At 30.1% G+C, this 24,364-nt stretch carries 26 protein-coding genes; 2 read left to right on the plus strand and 24 right to left on the minus strand.

From position 1 onward, the window contains the following. Positions 1-19: 19 nt before the first annotated feature. The 3 genes from codY to dprA all read right to left on the minus strand — a co-directional run bounded on the left by codY (position 20) and on the right by dprA (position 4,368). Positions 20-796 carry a GTP-sensing pleiotropic transcriptional regulator CodY gene (gene codY, locus EBB51_RS08400; RefSeq protein WP_123054061.1) on the minus strand — a complete coding sequence of 259 codons (777 nt, stop codon included), beginning with the start codon at positions 794-796 and terminating at the stop codon, positions 20-22. A gap of 256 nt (positions 797-1,052) precedes the next feature. After that, entirely contained in the window at positions 1,053-3,140 is a 2,088-nt protein-coding gene (topA, locus tag EBB51_RS08405; protein WP_123054062.1) for a type I DNA topoisomerase, read from the minus strand. A 142-nt stretch (positions 3,141-3,282) separates the two neighbouring features. After that, positions 3,283-4,368, minus strand: a complete 1,086-nt coding sequence (gene dprA, locus EBB51_RS08410) for a DNA-processing protein DprA (protein WP_123054063.1) — start codon at positions 4,366-4,368, stop codon at positions 3,283-3,285. Positions 4,369-4,501: 133 nt separating this feature from the next. Between dprA and EBB51_RS08415 the strand changes: the two genes are divergently transcribed. Continuing rightward, positions 4,502-5,320, plus strand: coding sequence for a TIM barrel protein (locus EBB51_RS08415; RefSeq protein ID WP_123054064.1), 819 nt, complete (start codon positions 4,502-4,504; stop codon positions 5,318-5,320). Between the two features lie 45 nt (positions 5,321-5,365). Here the strand turns inward: EBB51_RS08415 and EBB51_RS08420 are convergent, their stop codons facing one another. Beyond that, on the minus strand, positions 5,366-6,880 hold the full coding sequence (locus tag EBB51_RS08420) for a YifB family Mg chelatase-like AAA ATPase (RefSeq protein ID WP_123054065.1): 1,515 nt from the start codon (positions 6,878-6,880) through the stop codon (positions 5,366-5,368). A 194-nt stretch (positions 6,881-7,074) separates the two neighbouring features. Here EBB51_RS08420 and EBB51_RS08425 point away from each other — a divergent pair, with 194 nt between their 5' ends. Next, positions 7,075-7,443 carry a YraN family protein gene (locus EBB51_RS08425; RefSeq protein ID WP_123054066.1) on the plus strand — a complete coding sequence of 123 codons (369 nt, stop codon included), beginning with the start codon at positions 7,075-7,077 and terminating at the stop codon, positions 7,441-7,443. A 45-nt stretch (positions 7,444-7,488) separates the two neighbouring features. On the opposite strand, the gene EBB51_RS08430 is transcribed toward EBB51_RS08425, so the two are convergent. From EBB51_RS08430 to EBB51_RS08530, 20 genes are all read right to left on the minus strand, one after another. After that, complete coding sequence (locus EBB51_RS08430; RefSeq protein WP_123054067.1) at positions 7,489-8,349, minus strand: ribonuclease HII; 861 nt, start codon at positions 8,347-8,349, stop codon at positions 7,489-7,491. 28 nt (positions 8,350-8,377) lie between these two features. Beyond that, positions 8,378-9,220: a ribosome biogenesis GTPase YlqF gene (gene ylqF, locus EBB51_RS08435; protein ID WP_123054068.1), complete on the minus strand. Its 843-nt coding sequence runs from the start codon at positions 9,218-9,220 to the stop codon at positions 8,378-8,380. Between the two features lie 19 nt (positions 9,221-9,239). Then, entirely contained in the window at positions 9,240-9,752 is a 513-nt protein-coding gene (gene lepB / locus EBB51_RS08440) for a signal peptidase I (protein ID WP_123054069.1), read from the minus strand. 52 nt (positions 9,753-9,804) lie between these two features. After that, on the minus strand, positions 9,805-10,149 hold the full coding sequence (gene rplS, locus EBB51_RS08445) for a 50S ribosomal protein L19 (RefSeq protein ID WP_123054070.1): 345 nt from the start codon (positions 10,147-10,149) through the stop codon (positions 9,805-9,807). 148 nt (positions 10,150-10,297) lie between these two features. Then, positions 10,298-11,038 (minus strand): tRNA (guanosine(37)-N1)-methyltransferase TrmD, encoded by a 741-nt coding sequence (trmD, locus tag EBB51_RS08450; protein WP_190285250.1) that lies wholly within the window; start codon positions 11,036-11,038, stop codon positions 10,298-10,300. Further along, the gene (gene rimM / locus EBB51_RS08455; protein WP_123054071.1) at positions 11,029-11,517 is read right to left on the minus strand and encodes a ribosome maturation factor RimM; all 489 of its coding nucleotides are present in this window, start codon (positions 11,515-11,517) and stop codon (positions 11,029-11,031) included. Before rimM ends, trmD begins: the two co-directional genes overlap by 10 nt. Positions 11,518-11,577: 60 nt before the next feature. After that, entirely contained in the window at positions 11,578-11,805 is a 228-nt protein-coding gene (locus EBB51_RS08460) for a KH domain-containing protein (RefSeq protein WP_013237955.1), read from the minus strand. A gap of 18 nt (positions 11,806-11,823) precedes the next feature. Next, positions 11,824-12,081, minus strand: a complete 258-nt coding sequence (gene rpsP / locus EBB51_RS08465) for a 30S ribosomal protein S16 (protein WP_123054072.1) — start codon at positions 12,079-12,081, stop codon at positions 11,824-11,826. Positions 12,082-12,180: 99 nt separating this feature from the next. After that, on the minus strand, positions 12,181-13,536 hold the full coding sequence (gene ffh, locus EBB51_RS08470) for a signal recognition particle protein (protein WP_123054073.1): 1,356 nt from the start codon (positions 13,534-13,536) through the stop codon (positions 12,181-12,183). A 12-nt stretch (positions 13,537-13,548) separates the two neighbouring features. After that, positions 13,549-13,890, minus strand: coding sequence for a putative DNA-binding protein (locus tag EBB51_RS08475; RefSeq protein ID WP_123054074.1), 342 nt, complete (start codon positions 13,888-13,890; stop codon positions 13,549-13,551). Between the two features lie 111 nt (positions 13,891-14,001). Continuing rightward, entirely contained in the window at positions 14,002-14,913 is a 912-nt protein-coding gene (ftsY, locus tag EBB51_RS08480) for a signal recognition particle-docking protein FtsY (RefSeq protein ID WP_123054075.1), read from the minus strand. Positions 14,914-14,938: 25 nt separating this feature from the next. Beyond that, the gene (gene smc, locus EBB51_RS08485) at positions 14,939-18,505 is read right to left on the minus strand and encodes a chromosome segregation protein SMC (RefSeq protein WP_123054076.1); all 3,567 of its coding nucleotides are present in this window, start codon (positions 18,503-18,505) and stop codon (positions 14,939-14,941) included. Between the two features lie 246 nt (positions 18,506-18,751). Continuing rightward, positions 18,752-19,012 (minus strand): stage V sporulation protein S, encoded by a 261-nt coding sequence (locus EBB51_RS08495; RefSeq protein WP_123054078.1) that lies wholly within the window; start codon positions 19,010-19,012, stop codon positions 18,752-18,754. Between the two features lie 53 nt (positions 19,013-19,065). Continuing rightward, positions 19,066-20,154, minus strand: coding sequence for a radical SAM protein (locus EBB51_RS08500; protein WP_123054079.1), 1,089 nt, complete (start codon positions 20,152-20,154; stop codon positions 19,066-19,068). Continuing rightward, positions 20,147-20,848, minus strand: coding sequence for a ribonuclease III (gene rnc / locus EBB51_RS08505; protein ID WP_123054080.1), 702 nt, complete (start codon positions 20,846-20,848; stop codon positions 20,147-20,149). Before rnc ends, EBB51_RS08500 begins: the two co-directional genes overlap by 8 nt. Before the next feature lie 109 nt (positions 20,849-20,957). Next, complete coding sequence (gene acpP, locus EBB51_RS08510; protein ID WP_123054081.1) at positions 20,958-21,191, minus strand: acyl carrier protein; 234 nt, start codon at positions 21,189-21,191, stop codon at positions 20,958-20,960. Positions 21,192-21,306: 115 nt separating this feature from the next. After that, on the minus strand, positions 21,307-22,305 hold the full coding sequence (gene plsX, locus EBB51_RS08515; protein WP_123054082.1) for a phosphate acyltransferase PlsX: 999 nt from the start codon (positions 22,303-22,305) through the stop codon (positions 21,307-21,309). Between the two features lie 49 nt (positions 22,306-22,354). Continuing rightward, positions 22,355-22,537: a 50S ribosomal protein L32 gene (rpmF, locus tag EBB51_RS08520; protein ID WP_123054083.1), complete on the minus strand. Its 183-nt coding sequence runs from the start codon at positions 22,535-22,537 to the stop codon at positions 22,355-22,357. Between the two features lie 13 nt (positions 22,538-22,550). Next, positions 22,551-23,054: a DUF177 domain-containing protein gene (locus tag EBB51_RS08525; protein WP_123054084.1), complete on the minus strand. Its 504-nt coding sequence runs from the start codon at positions 23,052-23,054 to the stop codon at positions 22,551-22,553. A 113-nt stretch (positions 23,055-23,167) separates the two neighbouring features. After that, positions 23,168-24,364 carry an acetate kinase gene (locus EBB51_RS08530; RefSeq protein WP_123054085.1) on the minus strand — a complete coding sequence of 399 codons (1,197 nt, stop codon included), beginning with the start codon at positions 24,362-24,364 and terminating at the stop codon, positions 23,168-23,170.

The raw sequence follows: 24,364 nt of genomic DNA on the forward strand, positions 1-24,364 counted from the left end.
TCACATTAATGATTATTTACTATTTTATCTTTTTTAATTCATCCAATAGCTTGTCATTTAATATTCTTATATGAGTTCCCTTCATTCCCAAAGATCTTGACTCAATAACTCCAGCACTTTCAAACTTTCTAAGTGCATTTACTATAACAGATCTTGTAATTCCAACTTTATCTGCTATCTTTGAGGCAACAAGCAAACCTTCATTACCATCTAGTTCATCAAAAATGTGCTCAACTGCTTCTAATTCAGAATAAGACAGCGTTCCTATCGCAAGTTGAACTACAGCTTTTTTTCTAGCATCTTCTTCTATTACATCTTGTTTAGCCCTTAGTATTTCAAGTCCTATAATTGTAGCACTATATTCACTCAATACTAAGTCTTCATCTGTAAATTTTTCATCAAACCTTGCAAGTAGAAGTGTTCCCAATCTTTCTCTATTTCCATTTATAGGCACAATTGTTGTTAACTTGTTTTCTATAACGCAAGAATTGTTTTCTTGAAATACACATATCCCATTATTAGACAAGTTAGATAATGTTTCATTAACTGTTAATAATTTATTATTATATTTTTCTGGAAATCTCATTCCGCTTATAACTCTATCTTTTACTACATCGCATTCGAATCCTGTTGAAAAATTATAACCAAGTACTTTTCCCTTTCTACTTATAATATAAATATTACAGTTTAGTACATCACTTAGTAAATTACATATATCATTAAAAACAACTGGCTCAGTCCCTGACTTCTGTAATATCTTATTTAACATCCTTGTTTTATCCAATAAAGACTTCATTACTACTCCTCCTTAATAACTTTACAATATAACTAAACTATTCGTTATTTACAATCTTTGTTTATATAACTACAATCATCAAAATAAAAAATATTTTTTTATTTTATATGCGACAAAAGCATTGCGTAAATAATTTAGACTTTTTTAAATATTTTGAATTGTTTCTTACACAATAAATATCATAACATAATGGCTATTACATTTCAACATCATTTTTGTATGATTCGACATTTTGTTTTTAAGTAATGTACTAACTTTACTTTTTTTCCTCTAGTAGTTCGATATTTTTACACTCATTATTAGAACATTGTAAATAGTTTCCTTTAGCTTTACTGTATTTTTTAACCATATAACTTCCACATAATGAACATTTATTTGAGGTTGGTTCAAACCAACTCACGAAATCACATTCAGGGTAATTGCTGCATCCATAAAACTTTCTGCCTTTTTTACTCTTTTTAACTAAAACCTTTCCTCCACATTTAGGACACTTTACATCTAATTCTTGAACTATAGGTTTTGTATTCTTACATTCAGGATAACCTGGGCATGCAAGAAATTCTCCAAATCTTCCGTGTTTTATAACCATGTTTCTACCGCACTTTTCACATTTTACATCTGTAACTTTATCTTCTATTGTAACTTTTGCAATTTCCTTTTCAGCAGCATCAATAGCTTTTTTTAAAGGAGAATAAAATTCATCAACAACTTTTCTCCAGCTTTCTTTGCCTTCTTCAACATAGTCGAGCTTTTTTTCCATTTCTGCAGTAAATTCTATATCTACTATCTGTTTAAAGTGCTCACTTACTATATTATTTACTATATCACCTAATTCAGTAGGTTCCAATGTCTTTTTGGATCTTTCCACATACTTTCTCGCTAAAAGTGTAGATATTATTGGAGCATATGTACTTGGTCTGCCTATTCCATTTTCCTCTAGTGTTTTTACAAGACTAGCTTCAGAATACCTTGCTGGTGGTTGTGTAAAATGTTGTTTACCTTCTATGGTTTTTTTAATTAATTTTTCGCCTTCTTCTAAAATTGGAAAGTTTGTGTTGTCCTTCTCATCATCAGTAGCATAATCATATACTCTCATAAAACCATCAAATTCTATGTTTGAAGCATTTGCTTTAAGTCCGTATTTTCCATTATATATGCCTACAGATATAACATTCACTATGCAAGATGCCATCTGGCTTGCAACAAACCTATTCCATATTAATGTATATAATTTATATTGCTCCGGCTTCAAGTTTTCCTTAGCTATTTCAGGAGTAATTTGAACGTTAGTTGGTCTTACGGCTTCATGTGCATCTTGTATATTCTTTTTGCCCTTGAAGTTTCTAAATTTGTCCAAAGCATATTCTTTACCAAATTTATTTTCAACAAAATCCTTACATGCCTTTTGAGCCTCCAAAGCTATTCTCACAGAATCTGTTCTCATATAGGTTATAAGTCCAACCGTACCATAACCTTTAACATCCATGCCTTCATATAACTGTTGTGCAACAGACATAGTTCTCTTAGTTGAAAAGTTTAATTTTTTGTATGCATCCTGCTGCAGCGTACTTGTTGTAAATGGTGGAAGAGGATTTTTAGTTTTAGTAGATTTTTTTATTGACTTTACTATAAATTCACCGTTCTCCAAATTTGAAATTATAGCATCTGCTTCTTCTTTACTTCCTATCTCAACTTTCTTTTTATTAAGCGTAGTCAATTTAACTTTAAATGACTTTTTTAATTTTTCTTTATGCAGTTGACATTCTATTGTCCAGTATTCTTTAGGTACAAAAGCTTTAATTTCTTTTTCTCTATCACATATCATTTTTAAAGCTACAGATTGAACCCTACCTGCACTAAGTCCCCATCTTACTTTATTCCATAGTATTGGACTTATTTTATATCCTACTAGCCTATCAAGTACTCTTCTTGCCTGCTGTGCATTGACTAAATCCAAGTCGATTTTTCTAGGATTTTTTATGGCATTTTTAACAGCATCTTTTGTAATTTCGTGAAATTCAATTCTACAATTTTGATCTTCATTCAACTTAAGTACATGTGCTAAATGCCATGAAATAGCTTCACCTTCTCTATCAGGGTCGGTTGCAAGATATATTTTGTCACTCTTTTTAGCTTCTTTTCTAATCTTATCTAATAATTCTCCCTTTCCCCTTATTGTTATATACTTAGGATTGTACTCATTATCTATATCAACTCCCAATTGGCTTTTTGGAAGATCTCTTACATGTCCCATAGATGCTTGAACTGTATAATTTTTGCCTAAATATTTTCCTATAGTTTTAGCTTTTGCTGGTGATTCAACTATAATTAACTTCTGTCCCATTTTAAGCTCTAGTCAATATTTTATAACTAGAGTTTCACACCCCCTCGTTTTAAAACTTTTAGTTAATAAATATTCTTTTATTTTAATAAATACTATTCACTATATGTAAATAAATATACCTTTGCAACATAGATTAATTCTTTTATAATGTTTTTTCTACTTTTGCAAAGTAGTTTCCTGAAATACATATTACTTGATTCCTAAGTTGCAATTCAAATAATACCTCATATAATTGTTTTATGTCAACATTAGTTCTGCGAAATATATCATCTATGTGCATTGGTTCATCGCTTAATACATTATATATTCTGCCTTCCACTTTGGTAAGAATATCTGAACTTTTTTTACATTTAACCTTATTATTGTACTCTACACCTAAAACTTCAAATATATCTTTAAAATCCGTAAAGACATATGCACCTTCTCTTATTAACTTGTTTGTTCCCTTACTTTGTTCTTTAAAAATAGAACCCGGAACGCTCATTACATCTCTTCCTTGATCCAGAGCCAGACCTGCAGTTATAAGCGATCCACTCTTTTCCCCAGCTTCAACAACAATTATTAAATCACTTAAACCGCTTATTATTCTATTTCTAACTGGAAAGTTATAAGAAAACGGCTTAGTTCCAGGTATAAATTCTGATATTACACAGCCTTTTTCTGAAATTAAATCATACAACTTTTTGTTTTGTTTTGGATAAACTACATCGATTCCACATCCCAATACTGCACATGTAAATCCATTTTCCATTAAACTTCCACTATGCGCAAAAGTATCTATCCCCCTAGCCATTCCACTAATTATACTTATACCATTTTTTGAAAGTTCTCTGCTTATAAGTTCTGTAGAATTTTTTCCATATAACGTATAATTTCTCGATCCAACAACAGCAACGTTTAAATTTTGATTAAGCCTTCCTATATTACCTTTATAAAATAAAACAGCTGGATAGTCGCTTATATTTTTTAATTTAATTGGATAGTCTTTATCATAAAAGCTTATACTTTTTATGCCTTGAATAGAACATTTTTCGCATATATCTTCAAGCTTTGATTTACTCCAGAACTTTTTCATATGAATTTTAGTTTTCTCATCTATAAGTATATTTTCGTGATCATAAAATACATAATTCCATATATCATAAATGCTTTTAAAACTTTTTAATAACCTTATCTTTGATTTACTTGTAAGCCTTATTGAACTAAACCATAAATTATATATACTCATTAATATTTCCCCTTTAATTAACTTAATAAATCAAATTTTATATACAAGTTTATAATTATTTATGTTATATTATTATTTGGGCAGATAAATTTATTATATGCTCAATATTTAAGAAAGGATATAATATAACATTATGGATAAATTATTATTTGGTATTTCAGGACTTCCAGCTGGTGGTGAAGCTCAAAAATTCAATTACTCATCTGGAATAGCATATCTGAAATCCTTAAATCTTGATGCAATGGAACTTCCATTTGTCCGTTCTGTAAATGTTACAGAAAAAAATAAAAAAGACATATTGGAAGCTAAAATAAAACACAATTTTTATCTTTCAGCTCATGGTTCTTATTATGTAAACTTAAATGCAGATGAAGATGAAAAACAAAGTAAATCTCTTGAAAGGATTATAAAATGTGCAGAAGGTTTATCAAAGGTAAATGGAAGAAGTCTTGTATTTCATCCTGGTTTTTACCTAAAAGATTCTAAAGAGGAAACTTATACTACAATAAAAAATAACTTACTCAAACTTCCACATGATAGTGTTGACTATAGACTTGAAACTACAGGTAAGGCATCCCAATTTGGAAGCTTAAAGGAATTAGTTTCACTCTGTAAAGAAGTACCTTCATGCAAATTATGCGTAGATTTTTCACATATACATGCAAGATATAATGGTTCACTTAAAAGTTATGATGACTTTGCTAAAATACTGCAATATATAAAATCAAACTTAGGTGAAAATGCATTAAAAGATATGCACATACATATGTCTGGAATAAAATACAGTAATAAAGGTGAACAAAATCACTTACCATTTAAGGAAAGTGACTTTAATTATATAGAATGTTTACGTGCACTTAAGAAGTTTGATGTAAAAGGATGCATAATATGCGAAAGTCCTATACTTGAAAATGATGCATTACTTCTTAAACAAACCTACTGTGATTTATAAAATTTTGCATAAAAGACTCTCTAGTTTTCATAGGGAGTTTTTTACTCATATAATTTCTTCATTCAAAAACTTTCTGTACTGCAGAGCTTCTATTAAATGTTTTTTCTCTATATACTTAGAATTATCTAAGTCAGCTATAGTTCTAGAAACTTTTAATATTCTGCTGTAAGCTCTTGTACTCAATTTAAACTTACTATATATATTAGACATAATACTTTTACACTCTTTATTAAGTTTACAATACCTTTTTATGAGTTTTGCATTCATCTCAGAATTACAATATATATTATAATTTTTAAATCTATCTTTTTGAATTCTTCTTGCTTTTTCAACTCTCTTTCTAATACTAGACGAACTTTCACTTTTGGTTTTATATTGAATGTCATTGTATGAAAGTGAATTTACAAAAGTAAATAAATCTATTCTATCCATTATTGGACCAGATAATTTACTTATATATCTTTTTCTTTCATAATCACTGCAGGTACATGGTTTTGCTGAAGCATAAAAACCGCAGGGACATGGATTAGTAGAAAATACCGCCATAAAATTAGCAGGATATTCAACATTACCTAAAAGTCTGCATATTCTAACTACCTTATTTTCTAATGGCTGTCTTAGTGCTTCTAGAACTTGGCTTTTAAATTCCAAGACTTCATCTAAAAACAAAACCCCATTATGGGAAAGCGATACTTCTCCAGGCATGAGATTACCTCCACCTATTAGTGCAGTAGCTGTTGTATTATGGTGGGGACTTCTAAACGGTCTATTTTTTATAAGTCCTTTACTGCAATTTAGCTTACCTAATACACTATAAATTTTAGTTACTTCCAGTGCCTCTTCATAAGTAAGTTCAGGCAATATAGAAGGTATTCTCTCTGCGATCATCGTCTTACCTGAACCTGGAGGACCAATCATAAGCATATTATGATTACCAGCGGCAGCTACTTCAACTGCTCTTTTGCAGCTTTCCTGACCTATCACATCTTCAAAATCCAATTTTGAAGAAAATTCTACATTATCTTCCTTGTATTCATATGGAACCAAATCTCTATATATTATATATGCTGCTGCCTGTTTTAAATTGTCAAAACAATATACATTACTTCCTCTTACAGCTGAACACTCCTTTACATTTTGAGTAGGTATTAAAAAATTGCATATATCATTTTTTACTGCTTCTATGGCAATTGGCAAAACTCCCTTTACCCCGTTCAAATCTCCAGAAAGTGAAAGTTCGCCCATTATTAAAAACTTTTCTGCATCATTAAAAACAATTTGCTTAGTTGCAGTGAGTATTCCTATTGCTATTGGCAAATCAAAATGTGAGCCCTCCTTTCTAATATCAGCAGGTGCTAAATTTACTATTATTCTTCCAACTGGAAAGTCGAATCCAGAGTTTACTATTGCTGCCCTAACCCTCTCCTTGGATTCTCTTACTGAAGCATCTGCAAGACCTACAATATTAAAACATGGAAGTCCTCTTTCTATGTCAACTTCAACAGTAACTATCACTCCATCTATACCGCTAAATGTAGCAGTTACAATTTTAACTGCCATAACATCACCTCTGCTTAAGTATTGACAAATAAAAAATTATATATTCAAAACATTTATAAAACATTTTTACCAGTGTATAAAAATTTGATTTACAATCGATAACATTAATGCTAAAATCATTACATATAAAGTCGCTGACTATTTTAACGATATCTATAATAACAAAACAATATATTATTGAAGGGAAGAGATGTATGCAGTCTTTTAACAATGATATCGGTTCCATGGGCGAAGATATTGCTGAAAACTATTTAAAACAAATGGGCTATACTATACTCCAAAGAAATTTTAGATGTAAAGTAGGGGAGATAGATATAATTGGAAGGGATGGAAACTATATATGTTTCATTGAGGTCAAAACAAGATATGGTTCACTATTTGGTAACCCATGTGAATCTGTAACTTATTCTAAACAGCGTAAAATATATAAGACAGCTGAAATATATATAATGAAGAAAAAACTTTTTAAATTTAATTTCAGATTTGATGTAATTGAGGTAATACTTACAAATTATACAAACACACCTTCCATAAAACTTATTAAAGATGCCTTTCAAATATAAATTAAGAATAATAAAAACTGCATCAGGGGACGCAGTTTCTAACTTTTATATTATATTTTTTAGGAAACACATTCTATGTATTTTGCAGACACCATATTTCTTAATGGATTCTATATGTTCTTGAGTGCCATAACCTGCATTATTTTCAAATCCATAGTTAGGATATTCCTTTGAATACTCTTTCATTAATTTATCTCTATAAACCTTTGCTATTATGGATGCACAAGCTATACTAGCACTCTTGGCATCTCCCTTTATTATAAATTCATTATCTAAATTTAAGTTTTTAACAGCATACCCATCTGAAAGTACTAAATCAGGCTGTATTTTTAAACCATTTACAGACTTCTTGAGTACTTCATTATTACACCATGATATGCCTCTCTCATCTATTTTCATATTATTAATTAAGGCTATGTTAAAATCTAATGCCTTTGATTTAATAACTTTATCTAGTCTTTCCCTACTTACAGGCGATAACTTTTTGGAATCTTTTATCCCCAAAATCAAATCCTTATCACTTTTATAATTTAAATTTAAAGTTACAGCAGCAGCTACTATTGGACCTGCAAGAGGCCCCCTTCCAACTTCATCTGTACCTGCTATAAAGAGACATCTGCTAAACTTTTTATCAAATTCATACATACCTTTAACTCTATTTATTTCTTTTTCTTTCTTAACCACAAACTTATTTAAGCTTGTAGATAAGTTTTTAACATTTTTTCGTGAGTCACTGTCTAATGTCTCTATTATTTTGAAGAACTTTTCTTTTTTAGTATCAAAGTATTGATCTTTTAAAAAGTCTACATAATCTTTAATATTTTTAAAATTTAAGTTAGATGAATCTTGAAACAGCTTTACTTCTATCTGTTCAAAATGAGTAATCTTAATGTCACTTTCATCCATAAAAATAAACTCCATTCTTTAAATTAATTCAAGGTCTTTCAAGGGATATTTTGCCTAACTTTCCGCTTCTAAATTCATCCAAAAGGATTGTTGAAACTCTAGTATAGTCTATTCTACCACCAGAAACCACTGCACCTCTCTTTAAAGCTATTTTTTCCATATTTTTTAGTGGTTCTTCGTTTAATTCATTTAATTTGTATCTACTAATCAATTTATCAGGGTAATCATTTTGAAGCTTTTCTACTAACTTTAGTGCCAATTCCTCCGTATCAAGAATTTCATCTTTTATAGCCCCTGTAAATGCCAAATTTAACTGAGTTTCATGTTTTTCTAACTTAGGCCATAAAATTCCTGGAGTATCCATGAGCTCCATCCCAATTTTTGTCTTTATCCACTGTTTACTTCTAGTAACACCCGGCTTATTTCCCGTTTTAGCATTGCTGCTTTTAGCTGCTCTATTTATAAATGACGATTTTCCCACATTTGGTATTCCAACAACCATTACTCTATCTACTATTTTAGCAATTCCTCTTTGTTTAAGCCTAGCATGTTTATCCTTTAAGAGTTCATTTAACAGCGGCTTAATCGACTTTAAACCTTCGCCTGTATTACAATTGACACTTATAGTCTTTACATTATTACTTGATAAGTATTTGATCCAATCTTTTGTAACTGAAGCTTCGCTTAAGTCACTTTTATTCAATAATATTATTCTTGGTTTACTTCCGCATATTTCATTTATATCAGGATTTTCACTTGACCTTACTATTCTAGCATCCCTTATTTCTATTACAGCATCTACTAACTTTAAACTTTCTTTAAGTTCTCTTTTAGTTTTTGCCATATGTCCTGGAAACCAATTTATAACCATATTAACCCGTCCTTTCTAATTACTTTAAGCTGCCAAATCTACTAAACGGGTATATTCTTATTGCAGCTCTTCCAACTACCATTTTATAATCAACAAAACCTACATCAGGATATCTACTATCCCTGCTGTTATTTCTATTATCACCCATAACAAAAACTGTATTTTTAGGTACTGTCACTTCGTCAAAATCAGTCATTGTATGTTCAAGTATGTATGGCTCATCTTTTGGTACATCATTTACATATAACGTATTATTTTGAATTTTAATTCTATCCCCACCAACACCTACAACTCTTTTTATAAATTTTTCTTTTGGATTAGCAGGATATTTAATGACAACTATATCTCCTGGTTTAGGAGCTCTAAAATAGTAACTTACTTTTTCAACTATAAGTCTATCTTTATTGTTCAGAGTTGGATCCATAGAATGACCGTCTACACTTACTGTTTCAAATACAAAGGTTATTATTAAAAATGCTGCTATTATAGCTATAACTATAGATTTACCAAGTTCTAACAATTCCTTCATCAAAATTTAACACCACCTTAATATACAAAACGGGACTTTAAAAGCCCCGTTTTTATTATAGTATTTCCTTTACTTTTGCTGCCTTACCAACTCTGTTTCTTAAGTAGAATAATCTAGCTCTTCTTACTTTACCTCTTCTTACTACTTCTAATTTTTCAATTATAGGTGCATTAACAGGAAAAGTTCTCTCTACTCCAACACCATAAGCAACTCTTCTTACAGTGAAAGTTTCTCTTAAGCCGCCATTTTGTCTCTTCAATACTATTCCTTCGAATACTTGAATTCTTTCTCTGTTTCCTTCTTTGATTCTTACATGAACTTTTACAGTATCTCCTACATTAAATTGTGGTAGATCATTTCTTATTTGTTCTGCTTCTATTTGTTTTATTACTTCTAACATCGTGCCTTACCTCCTAATAATTATTCGACGTTCATATCCAGCTAATCTATAAGCAGACAGAGGAGCGCCTGTGTAGCACAAACTTTATTTTATCATATAATTTTACACTTTTCAATATTGCATTAAAATATATTTAACTTGCAGCTTTTCAAACCTCATCATTTTCGGTAAACTTAATATCTTCTATAAGTTTTTTATCTTCTTCTGTAAGTTTGAATTTTTTAAACAAATCAGGTCTTTTAATCCTAGTTATATTCAATGATTGAGCCTTTTTCCATTTCCTTATGTTTTCATGATGTCCTGATATTAATACTTGAGGTACTTTTTCTTCTCTAAAATTTTCAGGCCTCGTATACTGTGGATATTCTAATAATCCGCTGTAAAAGGATTCATCAATACAACTTTCACTATTAGATAATACTCCAGGAATCATCCTGCATATACTATCAACTACTGGTATACATGCCATTTCCCCGCCAGTTAATACAAAATCACCTAGTGATATTTCCATATCTATGTACTTATATGCTCTTTCATCTATTCCTTCATAGTGCCCACATAAAAATATAAGTTCTTTTTCTTTAGAAAGCTCTTTTGCCATTTCTTGGTTAAAAGTTTTTCCTCTTGGTCCTAAAAATATAACTTTTCCATTGTTATTTAATTTTACAGACTTTATAGAATCTACTATTGGCTGTGCTGCCATTATCATACCAGCACCGCCACCATATGGATAATCATCAACTTTTCTGTGCTTATCTAAAGTATAATCCCTAATATCAAATGTATTTATATCTATAATATTGTTTTTTATTGCTCTCCCAATTATACTGTGGTTAAATACTTCAAACATCTCAGGAAACAACGTCAAAATGTCTATCTTCACTGCCATGTGTCCGCGGGCTTTATTGTTATTTTCTTATTTTCTACATCAATATTAACCACAATATTTTTTAAAGCTGGAATCAAAAGTTCCTTTCCTTCCTTTATCCAATATACATCATTATTTTTAGTTTGTATAACATCAGCTACTTTACCATATTCAATACCATTTTCATCTATAACATCACAGCCTATTATATCTGCAATAAAATAGCTTCCTTCCTGAAGCTTTACAGCATCTTCTCTTGGAACTTCAATATACTTTTGCTTATATTTAATAGCTTCATCAATACTATCTATACCTTCAATCTTTAGGATAACTACCTTAGGTTGAACTTTGCATGAGACAACTTTATTTTCTTCTCCATCTATATATACTTTCTTTAAATTTTTAAATCTCTTTATGTCATCTGTTAAAGGATATACTTTTACTTCACCATTAATTCCATGGGTATTTATTATCTGCCCAATAGCTAAGAATTTTTTCATAAGTGTACCCCTCCTAACTTTAAAATTTAATTAAACAAAAGAGTTAGGTGTACCTAACTCTTATATTATCTCAACAACAACTCTTTTATTTTCTTTTATAGCTGCTGCCTTCACAACAGTTCTTATAGCTTTTGCTATTCTTCCCTGTTTTCCTATTACTTTTCCCATATCGTCTGGAGCAACTTTCAATTCAAGAATAATTGATTGTTCTCCAGCAATTTCATTAACTTGAACCATATCTGGGTTATCAACTAATGATTTAGCTATAATTTCAACTAATTCCTTCATTTATTACACCCCCAGTAACTATTTTGCAAGTTTTTCGCTTAATCCAGTTTTTACGAAAAGCTTTTTAACAACTTCTGTTGGTTGAGCACCATTTTCTACCCATTTAACAGCTTTTTCTTCATCATACTTTATAGTAGCTGGTTCAGTTGTTGGATTATAGTAACCTATTTCTTCAATAAATCTACCGTCTCTTGGAGATCTTGAATCTGCTACAACAATTCTATAAAATGGAGCTTTTTTTGCACCCATTCTTTTTAATCTTATTTTTACTGCCACTTATATCACCTCCTTGCAATAAACATCATAAGCAATTAAATATCTTGATTATGACTTCCTAATTATATAATTTATATAACAAGCTTATATTTTTAAACCTTAAAAAGGCAGCTTATTACCAAATAAACTTTTTTTGTTAAACGACTTTTTCATACCCTTCATTTGCTTCATCATCTTCTTCATGTTTTCAAAATCTTTTAATACCTTATTTACATTTTGAACTGTAGTACCTGATCCTTTTGCTATCCTCTTTTTTCTTGACATAGAAGCACTTATAATCGAAGGGTTTCTTCTTTCCTTTATTGTCATGGAATTTATTATAGCTTCCATTCTAGCCAATTCTTTTTCTTGACTGCTTAAATCTACACCTTTAAGTTCCTTTGATGCAGCTCCTGGCATCATTTCCATCAACTTATTTAAAGGGCCAAGTTTTTTCATTTGGTGCATAGAACTTAAAAAGTCTTCAAGATTAAACTCTTGACTCATTAGTCTAGTCCCTAATTTTTTAGCTTCTTCTTCATCTATTGACTGTTTTGCTTTTTCAATAAAAGATAAGACATCTCCCATTCCAAGTATCCTTGAAGCCATTCTATCAGGATGGAATACTTCAAAATCATTCATCTTTTCACCAGTACCTATAAACTTAATTGGCTTTTGTGTCATGGCTTTTATTGATAATGCCGCTCCACCTCTTGTATCACCATCAAGTTTTGTAAGTATAACTCCACTTATGTCAAGTTGTTCATTAAAACTACCTGCAACATTTACTGCATCTTGACCTGTCATAGAATCAACTACTAAGAGTATCTCATCTGGATTCACGTTTTGCTTTACATCTTTTAATTCATTCATTAAATCTTCATCTATATGGAGCCTTCCAGCAGTATCTATTATAACAACATTTAAGTTGTTATTTTTTGCATACTCCAAAGCACCTTTTGATATATCTACTGGTGTAACTTTATCACCCATAGAAAAAACAGGTATATCTATTTGTTTACCAACTACTTGAAGTTGTTTTATAGCTGCAGGTCTATATATATCACAAGCAGCTAAAAGTGGTCTTTTGTTGCTCTTTCTAAGTTGAAGTGCCAACTTACCACACATAGTAGTTTTACCTGCTCCTTGAAGACCAACTAACATTATAATAGTAATTCCACTTGAATTATATTTAATATCACTTTGTGTATTTCCCATTAAATCTTTAAGTTCATCATTAACTATCTTTATAACTTGCTGTGCTGGAGTCAAACTTTTAAGTACTTCTTCACCTAAGCTCTTTTCACTTACCTTCTTAATAAAGTCCTTTACTACTTTATAATTGACATCCGCTTCTAAAAGTGCAAGTTTTACTTCTCGCATAGCATCTTTTATATCTTTTTCTGAAAGTTTACCTTTTCCTCTAAGCTTTTTTAAGGTATCTTGAAGTTTAGAAGTTAATCCCTCAAAAGCCATGCCATTTTCCTCCTAAAAATTATCTATTATAGATTGTTTTATATTTTTTAATATTGCCTGACTCTCTTCATCTAAGCATTTAATTTTATCTATTTCACTTAGTAAAAACTTTTTAGTATTCATAAGTCTCAATGTTTTATCCATAAGACCAATTTTATTTTCGTATCCAATCAAAAGTTTATTACATCTTTTTATTATATCATAAACTGCCTGTCTGCTAGTATTTGTTAGCTCCGAAATTTCTGATAATGATAAATCATCATTATAATATAAATCCATTATACTTTTTTGTTTTTCTGTTAAAAGTTTTTCATAAATATCTAACAATATAGATATCTTTACTCTCTCTTCCATTAGGCATCTGCAATATACTTAATTGCATTTTCTCTCCTTTACTGACGAATTATATAATAACAAACATTTTTACATGTGTCAAGTAATTTTACTTAACAGGTAAATTTATTTTTAGAAAAGTGCTTCTGCAAACTCCTCAGCATTAAATTCCTGAAGGTCATCTATACCTTCTCCAACTCCTATAAGTTTAACGGGAATATTTAAAGTATTCTTTATAGATATAACAATGCCGCCTTTAGCTGTCCCATCTAACTTGGTGAGTATTATACCATCTATAGGACACACTTCTTGAAATTGTTTTGCTTGGTTTACAGCATTTTGACCTGTAGTAGCATCTAAAACTAATAAAACTTGTTTTTTAGCTTCCTTAAACTCTCTATCTAAAACTCTATTTATTTTACCTAATTCATCCATTAAATTTTTCTTATTATGAAGTCTTCCAGCAGTATCACATATAAGGACATCAGCTTTTCTTGCTTTAGCTGCTTGTATTGCATCAAAAACCACAGCTGCAGGATCTGACCCTTCCTTATGTTTTATAAGATCAACTTCTGCCCTATTACTCCAAACTTCTAATTGATCTATTGCTGCAGCTCTAAAAGTATCTGCAGCAGCCATTATTACCTTATGACCACTTTTCTTGAGTTTTGCAGCCATCTTGCCTATTGAAGTTGTCTTTCCAACTCCGTTTACTCCTATTACCATAATTACTTCAGGCACACTTTCAGGCTCTATGGATGAAACTTCATTTCCCATTATATCTACAATAACTTCTTTAAGACATGAACTTACTAGTGATGGATCTTTTATCCTATTTTCTCTTATTTTTTCTTTAAGCCTATCTATTATTTCCATAGTAGTCTCTACACCAATATCAGCAGTTATTAAAATTTCCTCCAAGTTTTCATATAATTCTTCATCTATGGTCATTGCACCGCTTAAAATATCAGTTATTCTCTCAGTTAAATTATTTTTAGTTTTGCTTAAACCATTCTTTAGTTTATCAAAAAGTTTACTAAACATTGCTTATTCCTCCATATTGATTAAATTATGAAACTTCCTCTTTTAAATCTACAGACACTATTTTTGATACTCCTTTTTCTTCCATAGTAACACCATACAAAACATCAGCTGCTTCCATAGTCCCTTTTCTATGAGTTATCACTATAAATTGTATACCATCAGAAAATTTTTTCAAGAACTCAGCATATCTAGCTACATTTGCATCGTCAAGTGCAGCTTCTATTTCATCTAGTATACAAAATGGTGTAGGCTTCATCTTTAATATAGCAAAGAGTAATGCTATAGCAGACAATCCCTTTTCTCCACCAGACATAAGGTTAATGTTTTGCAGTCTTTTTCCAGCTGGCTGCACTTTAATTTCTATATTTCCTGTAAGTTCATCACCATCTGATAAAATTAAATCAGCATTTCCTCCTTTGAAGAGTTCATTGAAAATTTCATTAAAGTTCTTTCTAATTTCTTTAAAATTTTTTGCAAATAATTCTCTCATATTTTCCGTCATTTCATTTATGAGACTTATAAGCTCTTCTTTTGATCTTATCAAATCATCTCTTTGTGAACTCATAAAGTCAACCTTTTCAACTAAAGTTTTATATTCCTCTATTGACCCTAAATTTACAACACCAAGATCTGAAATTCTGTTTTTTAAACTTACTATATCTTCTTTATAGGACTCTAAGTCTGGTATATCCTTTTTGTATTTAACTGCTTCTTCAAAAGTAACTTCTAACTCTTCATTTAATTTTGTATTCAAAGCTTTCTTTTCTGTATTAAACCTTGTTATCGATATCTCCGTCTTATGTAATTCTTTTTGATTTTGGTTTATGATAGATGTGATATCATTCAGCCTTTGACTATACTTTTCAACGTCTTGTCTAATATTTATCAAGTCAGCACTTGCATTTTTACTCTTCTCATCAAGTTCAACTATATGCTTATCTATTCTAATAATTTCATCTTCATTATGTTTTATTTTGCACTCATATTCTTTTATCATATTTTTAAGTTGTTCAACTTGATTATTTAAATCTAATTTCTTTTTATTCATTTCATCAATATCTATCTTGATATTTTCAAGTTTAGACTTCTTGTTTAAAACACTTTCATCAATTTGTGCTTTTTCAACTTTAAAATTAGTAAGCTTTTCTCTATTAATACCTATTTGCTTATTTTTATCCTCAAGTTTCTTTTCAGTTTCAATTATAAATTTATTATTTTCAAGCTGCTTATTAGATATAACTTTTAGTTCATCTTCTTTTAATTTTAAATTTTTCAAAGTTTCTTCTAACTTTGAATTCAACATCTTTATTTCAGTTGTACATACTCTTACACTTTCTTCTAACTTTTTATGTTCATCATCAATTGTATTTATTTTTTGCTCTGTCTTCGCAGCTTCAAGATTTTGGTTATAAATTTCATCCTTTAAATCTAGATTTTCATCATCTAACTTTTTAAACTTTAATTTATTAGATTCCATCTCTTTATCTAAAGCTTCAATTTTTTGAATACATTTATCCATTTCTAATTTGGTATCATGTATTTGCCTCTTCCTTCCTATTATACTTGTACTTTTATGTTGTAAACTTCCGCCAGTAAGGGATCCACCAGAGTTAACTACTTGTCCATCAAGGGTAACTATTCTAAAAGAATAATTACTTTGTTTAGCTATTTTAATGGCATTATCCATATTGTCACATATGATAGTTCTGCCAAGAACATGTTCAACAGCACACTTAAAAATCGGATTATATTCTATAAGATCACTTGCTATTCCTATGTAACCATCTATCTTTTTTATAGCCCTGACATCATTTATTTTTTTACCTCTAATTGTGCTTAGAGGAAGAAATGTAGCTCTTCCCATATTGTTATCTTTTAGATATCTTATAAGTCTTCTTGCAATGTTTTCATCCAATGTTATTACTTGTGAAATTGTAAATCCCAAGGCTATTTCTATTGCAATTTCAAGTTCCTTTTTTACTTTGAAGATATCACCCAATACAAAACAATCATCTTTATTTACATTTAATTTGCCTTTAGCTATATCATTCATCAACATTTTAACTGATCTTGTATAACCTTCATGTTGTTTTTCAAGATTACTTAGCATAGTATAATTAGCTTCTAATTTAGTTTTGCGAGTATTTAAGTCTTTAAGTTCATTTTCGCCGTATACAACTAGTTTATTCAACTTAAGCATGCTCTTTTTATTTTCTTGAATCTTGTCATTTACTTCAGATATTTTATTTTTCATATCATGAAGATTTTTAAATAAAGCATTTTTAGTATTTGAATTCATATCAATAGAATTAGAGTAACCCTTACACTGCGTTTCTATGTTGATTATCTTTTCTTTTAATTCTTTTACACTATTATTCATTATAACTAAATCATTTTTAACATTTGATACAGTTGTTACATATTCTATTTGATCATCTTTTAAATTTTTAACTAAGTTACTTTTATCATATATTGAAGCATCTAATTCACTTATGTATTTTTGAAAATTATCAGCATTTTCCCTTAACATTCTTTGTTTTTCCATTAAGCCATTTAAAGTTTTATTGTCAGCATATCTACTTTTAACCAAATCTATAATCTTTGATTCTGCAGTTTTAACTTCATTTGAATAACTTTCCACAGAAGAATGAGCATTTTTTAGTCTTTCATTGAACAAATTAATTTCTGATTCTAAATTTTGCTTTTTAGACTTGCTATCATAGTATTGTTTCTTATAACCTTCATCTTTCAAACTCAATTCACCAATTAACTTATTATTCTTAAGTATGTGCTCTTTGATGTTCTCATAATCTAAATTCAATTTTTCAATATCACAATTTACACCTTTTGAATTTTTTTGGAGCTCATCAACTTGCACTTGAATTGTTTCAATAAAGTGGATAATTATATTTATTTCCTTACCCTTAAGTTCTCCTGATATACTTATAAACTTTTTTGCCTTTTCATTTTCAAGTCTTAATGGTTCTAATCTCTCATTGTATGTCCTTAAGATGTCATCTATTCTAATTAAATTTGCATCTGTATTTTCTAATTTTTTTTGTGCTTCATCTTTTCTCCATCTAAATTTTACTATCCCTGCTGCTTCTTCTAAGATCCCTCTTCTATCTTCAGGTTTACCGCTTAGGATTGCATCTATCTTACCTTGTCCTATTATAGAATAGCCTTCTTTACCTATACCTGTATCCATAAAAAGTTGTTGAATATCTTTAAGTCTGCATTGAGTATTATTTATATAATATTCACTTTCCCCAGAACGATATAATCTTCTCGATATAGTTACATCTGTATAATCAATAGGCAGCTTTTTATCCTCATTATCTAATGTAAGAGATACTTGGCTAAGTCCTACCGCTTTTCTAAATTGGGTTCCAGCAAAAATTACATCTTCCATTTTGCCTCCCCTTAAGTTTTTTATGCTTTGTTCACCAAGTACCCATCTTACAGCATCTGCAATATTACTTTTTCCACTTCCATTTGGACCGACAATTCCCGTAATGCCTTTTTTTAAAGTTAATTCAGTTTTATCTGCAAAAGATTTAAATCCTCTTATTTCAATACACTTTAAAAACATAAAGTCACTCCTTATATATTTAACATTGGGAGCAAGCTTACTAAAAATATAATGATTACAAAGACAATAATAAATTTAGTCATTTTTTCCCTTTGATTCTTTTTCAACTTTAAACACCCCATTCTATTTAATAAGATTACAAGTTTACTTAATATAGTTTATATTATACAAATGAAAATATCAATTGCAAAAAAGTAAAAACCCTGTGAATTACATGTGAATTACACAGGGTTCATAACAATTTATTTATCTTGGTTCCACAATAAACTTTATGGCAGTTCTCTCCTCGCCATCTATGCTTATTTCAGAAAAAGCGGGGACCACCACTAAATCGATACCATTAGGGGCTACAAATCCCCTCGTAATTGCAATAGCTTTTACTGCTTGATTGACTGCTCCTGCTCCAACTGCTTGAACCTCTGCTGAAATATTACCTCTAAGCACTGCTGCTAATGCTCCTGCTACAGATTTGGGCTGTGATTTAGCTGATACCTTTAATACTTCCATGAATAATTCCTCCCTACAAATATTAGTTGATTCTTATATTTATAGTTATATTTCTATAAAATACTTGTATTTCCTTCTTTGTACTTTTCTATAATATATTTATATACTGATATTTTTTTACATTCCTCACTATTATCAAAAATCAAGTCGCCGCATATTACAGAATCATCCTGTACAATCTTAATATTTTTTGTTTTCATTTGTTTTATAGTGTCATTAAAAAACTTTTTCTTATCAGCATATAATTTTGATATATCTCTACTATTTATCTGCACAACTACATTTTTGGATTTAGATTTGAGGATTTCATCAAGCATACATTCATTATATATGCTTCCTTCAACTAATTCCCTAAAAGCAGGGTGAAATGGACCTGCTGCAAGTTCTCCACCTTCATTTATTTCCGCAGTTGGCTGAAGTCCTATTCTTATTACATTTATAGTATTTGCAAGGAGCATTACATATAAAATCTTACATATATGAACTGCTTCATACAATTCATACGGCTTATATATATTTTGATTATACATTTTTTCCATGGGAGTATTTTTTATAACTAAAGCTGGATATATTCTATATATATTAGGTTTCATAGCTATAGATTTTTTTACACTTTCGATATCTTTTTCAAAACTATCTCCAGGAAGTCCAACCATCATCTGATGTCCTAAACAAAATCCATATTTTCTTATAAGCTCAGATGCCCTTTTTACATCATCTGCTGAATGACCTCTTCCTGATTTTTTAAGTACACATTCATCTAAAGATTGAACACCTAATTCTATTATATCAACAGAGTACTTCTTTAAATTTTCAAGTATATTGTCATCAATATAATCTGGTCTAGTTGAAAGATGTATATAATCTATATAACCATTATCCTTATAGTATTTAGCAACTTCCAAAAGCTCATTTTGCTTTTTTATATCTATAGCAGTAAAGGTTCCACCAAAAAATGATACTTCAATTGTGGAATTATCTTTATCCATAGTTTTAAGGTATTCCTCTATGGTATTAATTGTAAAACTTGCATCTACTTTTTGTACACTTCCTGTAATTGTGTTTTGATTACAAAATACACAGTTATGAGGGCATCCTTCATGAGGTACAAAAATAGGTATTATATAATGATTCTTACTCATCCTCTTCCTCCATATTTTTAAGTGCCTGTTTTGCCGCATTTTGTTCTGCTTCTTTCTTACTATATCCAGTTCCATCACCAAGTATCTTTTCATCTACAGAAACTTGAGTATAGAACTTTCTTCTATGAGGTGGTCCTTCATATTTTAACAAATTATATTCAATATCTACATATCCATCTTTTTGAACAACTTCTTGTAACTTAGTTTTATAATCAAGCACTATTTTATTTAATATAGCTTTTTTTATTATACCCTTGAAATTATCAATAACAAACTTTCTAGCTATTTCAATTCCATTATCTATATAAATTGCAGCAATTATAGCTTCCATACAATCTGCAAGTATGGATACCCTTTCTCTGCCGCCAGTTAATTCTTCCCCCTTACTCATCCTTATATATTTACCTATGTCCAAATTCTTAGCTACTTCATAAAGTGAGTTTTCACATACGATAAGTGCTCTCTTCCTAGTAAGTTCACCCTCAGCTTTCTTTTTATAATTTAAAAACAAGTATTCTGATATACAAATTTGTAAGACAGCATCTCCTAAGAACTCAAGTCTTTCATTGAACTTAATTTTTTTGTTCCCGTTTGCATAAGAACTATGAGTAATTGCAGTTTCTAACAGCCCCTTATTACTAAAATTAACACCTAATTTCATTTCTAATTCTTCTGGTACATATATATCTTTCATATTAACTCCTTCTTGAAGTTTATTCTTCAACCTGCTATGACATAACAAATTCAAGAATAAACTACATTTTTACAAACTTAAAGCCCCGTATATAAACGGGACTCTCAAATTATTCTTCTGTATGAGCTTTTATGTAATCAACTATATCCCCAACAATAGTTACTTTTTCAGCATCTTCATCAGGTATTTCTAAATCAAACTCTGTCTCTAGAGCCATTATCAATTCAACAACATCAAGAGAATCAGCACCTAAGTCATCGATAAAAGATGATTCCATTTTTATTTCCCCTGCATCAATACCAAGTTGTTCTGATATTATACTTTTAACCTTTTCAAATATCACAGTCTTCACCTCCCAAAAGCTTTATAAATAAATAATATTACATAACGGTTATACCGTCAATATAAATAATACTAAAATTATTATATTAAAATGTTTAACATTAATACACATTATTTTAGTTATTATCCAGTTTACTTAATTGCATCCTTATATTATCCACAATCTTATTTTCATGGCAGCTTACAGCATTTCCTATTGCATTTTTTAATGCCTTGCCATTTGAGCTTCCATGTGCTTTTATACAAATTCCACTTGATCCCAAAAAAACTGCCCCACCGTATTCAGTATAATCAAATTTTTTTTTCAAATTTTTAAACATAGGTTTTAAAAATAAAGCTCCTAATTTACTTCTAGTTGACTTTGTAATCTCATCTTTGATCATGGCAAACAAGTTCATGCCAACTCCTTCATACATCTTAAGTATCGTGTTTCCAACAAAGCCATCACAAACTAATACATTTATATCACCATTAGATACATCTCTTGGTTCAACATTGCCTATGAAATTAAAATTTGTACTTTTTAACATATTATATGCAGTTTTAGTAAGTTCATTACCTTTTTCTTCTTCTACACCTATATTAACAAGTCCTATTGAAGGATTTTTTGCATTTAAAATATTTTCAAAATATAACTTTCCCATTAGGGCAAACTGAAGTAAGTATTGAGGTTTACAATCAACATTTGCACCCCCATCTATTATCATAAAGGCTCCATTTTTGCCTGGTAATATTGGTGCTAATGCAATCCTGTCTATACCTTTTATTCTTCCAATTATAAGCGCAGCTCCTGCCATGAGTGCTCCTGTACTGCCTGCTGAAACAACAGCATCAGCTTTTTTATCTTTAACAAGTTTAATTGCTTTAACTAGACTAGAATCTTTCTTTTTTCTAATGGCCATAACAGGTGTCTCATTTGTGTCTATAACTTCTCTGGCATCTAAAATTTGAATTTTGCTATTATCATAATTATACTTAGCAAGTTCATTTTTTATTACTTCTTCCCTGCCTGTGATTATTATATTTACATCAAATTCACTTAAAGCCATAACACAGCCTTGAACAACACTTTGCGGTGCAAAATCCCCGCCCATTCCATCCACGGCAACTATCATATACTTACCTCCTGTAATCATAAAAAAAGAAAGTCATAAGACTTTCTTCCTATTTTTCAGTTGAAACAACTTCCTTGCCATTATAATATCCACAACTTTTACATACTCTATGTGCAAGCTTCATCTCATGACATTGAGGACATTCAACTATTCCTGGTAAACTCAATTTAAAAGTCTGAGCTCTTCTTGAACCTCTTTTTCCTTTTGACAACTTTCTTGCTGGATTTCCCACAATAAACACCTCCTTAATCAGTCGAAAACATATCCTTTAGTTTTGCCAATCTAGGATCAATATCATCATTTTTACAATTACAAGTAGAATAATTTAAATTAGTTCCACAGTATTGACACAATCCCCTGCAATCTTCCTTACATAATCTTTTAATTGGCAACATCAATATTATATTATTTTCTAATACTTCTGTGATATCTATTGTATCACCATTAATAAAAATGATACCGTCATCTTTATTACTTTTTTCAACATTTGTAAATCTTTCTTTAACAGGAATATTTACAGTGTATTTAAACTTTTCTAGGCACCTTGAACAAGTGAGTTCCAAAACAGTATGTATCGCACCATTTAATTCAATAATATCTCTTACCTTAGTAAGAGTCCCATCTAATTTTATTGGTTCTAGTAGCTTGATATTTTCGCTTCCATCATTAAGGCTTTTTTCCACTGCTTCAATATGGAGCTCTTTTTCAAACATTTCTTTTTCTAATAAATCTGACACACATAATTTCATAATGCTCACCTCTATACATTAGCCACATTTATTATATAGAGATGAGCATTAAAAGTCAAGATTTATTTATATATAAAGAATTTTAAACTCACAATTCATAAATAACTTTGATTTTATTTTTCTACAATAGCCTTTGTATCCCTTGCTATCATAAGCTCTTCATTTGTTGGTATAACAAGAATTTTAACCTTAGAATCTGGAGTACTTATTTCCATAGCTTTTCCTCTTGCTGATTCATTTTTAGCTTTATCTATTTTAACTCCTAAGTATTCCAATCCCTTACAAATTCTTTCTCTGCCTTCACTGGAATTTTCTCCAAAGCCAGCAGTAAAGACTATACAATCAGCCCCATTTAAAACAGCAGCATATTGTCCAATATAAGTTATTACTCTGTAGTAATAAACATCCAGTGCAAGTTTGGCCCTTTCATTTCCTTCTTCAGAAGCCTTAGTTAAGTCTCTAAAATCGCTGCTTAATCCTGAAAGACCCAACACTCCTGATTGTTTGTTTATCAATTTGTCAACTTCTTCTGCTGACATATTTAATTTACTTATAAGGAAAGTTATAACGGCAGGATCTATATCACCACATCTAGTTCCCATAACAACTCCTGCAAGAGGTGTAAATCCCATTGTAGTATCTACAGATTTACCATCTTTAACTGCACAAAGACTTGCACCATTTCCTAAATGGCATGTAATTACCTTTAAATCGTTTAAATCTTTTCCAAGCATCTTTGCTGCTTCGGCTGATACAAATCTGTGAGAGGTTCCATGAAAACCATATTTTCTTACACCATACTTTTTATATAATTCATACGGCAGTGCATACATATATGCGTAATCTGGCATAGTTTGATGAAATGCAGTATCAAATACACCAACCATAGGTGTGTTTGGCATTAATTCCTTGCATGCATTTATACCTATTATGTTAGGTGGATTGTGAAGAGGTGCTAACTGAACGCAATCTTCAATAGCTTTCATAACATTTTCATCTATCAAAACAGACTCTGCGTACTTTTCTCCTCCATGTACAATTCTGTGTCCTACTGCTGATATTTCAGACATATCACTAATTACTCCATGTTTCTTATCAACAAGTGCATCTAGAACCAACTTTATTGCTACTTTATGGTCCTTCATTGGCTGTTCAGTTATATATTTTTCTCCATTGACTTTATGTGTTAATATTGAACCTTCAATTCCTATTCTTTCTACAAGTCCTTTTGCCAATACACTTTCATCTTTCATATTTATTAGTTGATACTTTAAAGATGAACTCCCGCAGTTTATTACTAATATATTCAT

The organism is Clostridium sp. JN-1, assembly GCF_003718715.1.
Classification (GTDB): Bacteria; Bacillota; Clostridia; order Clostridiales; family Clostridiaceae; genus Clostridium_AV.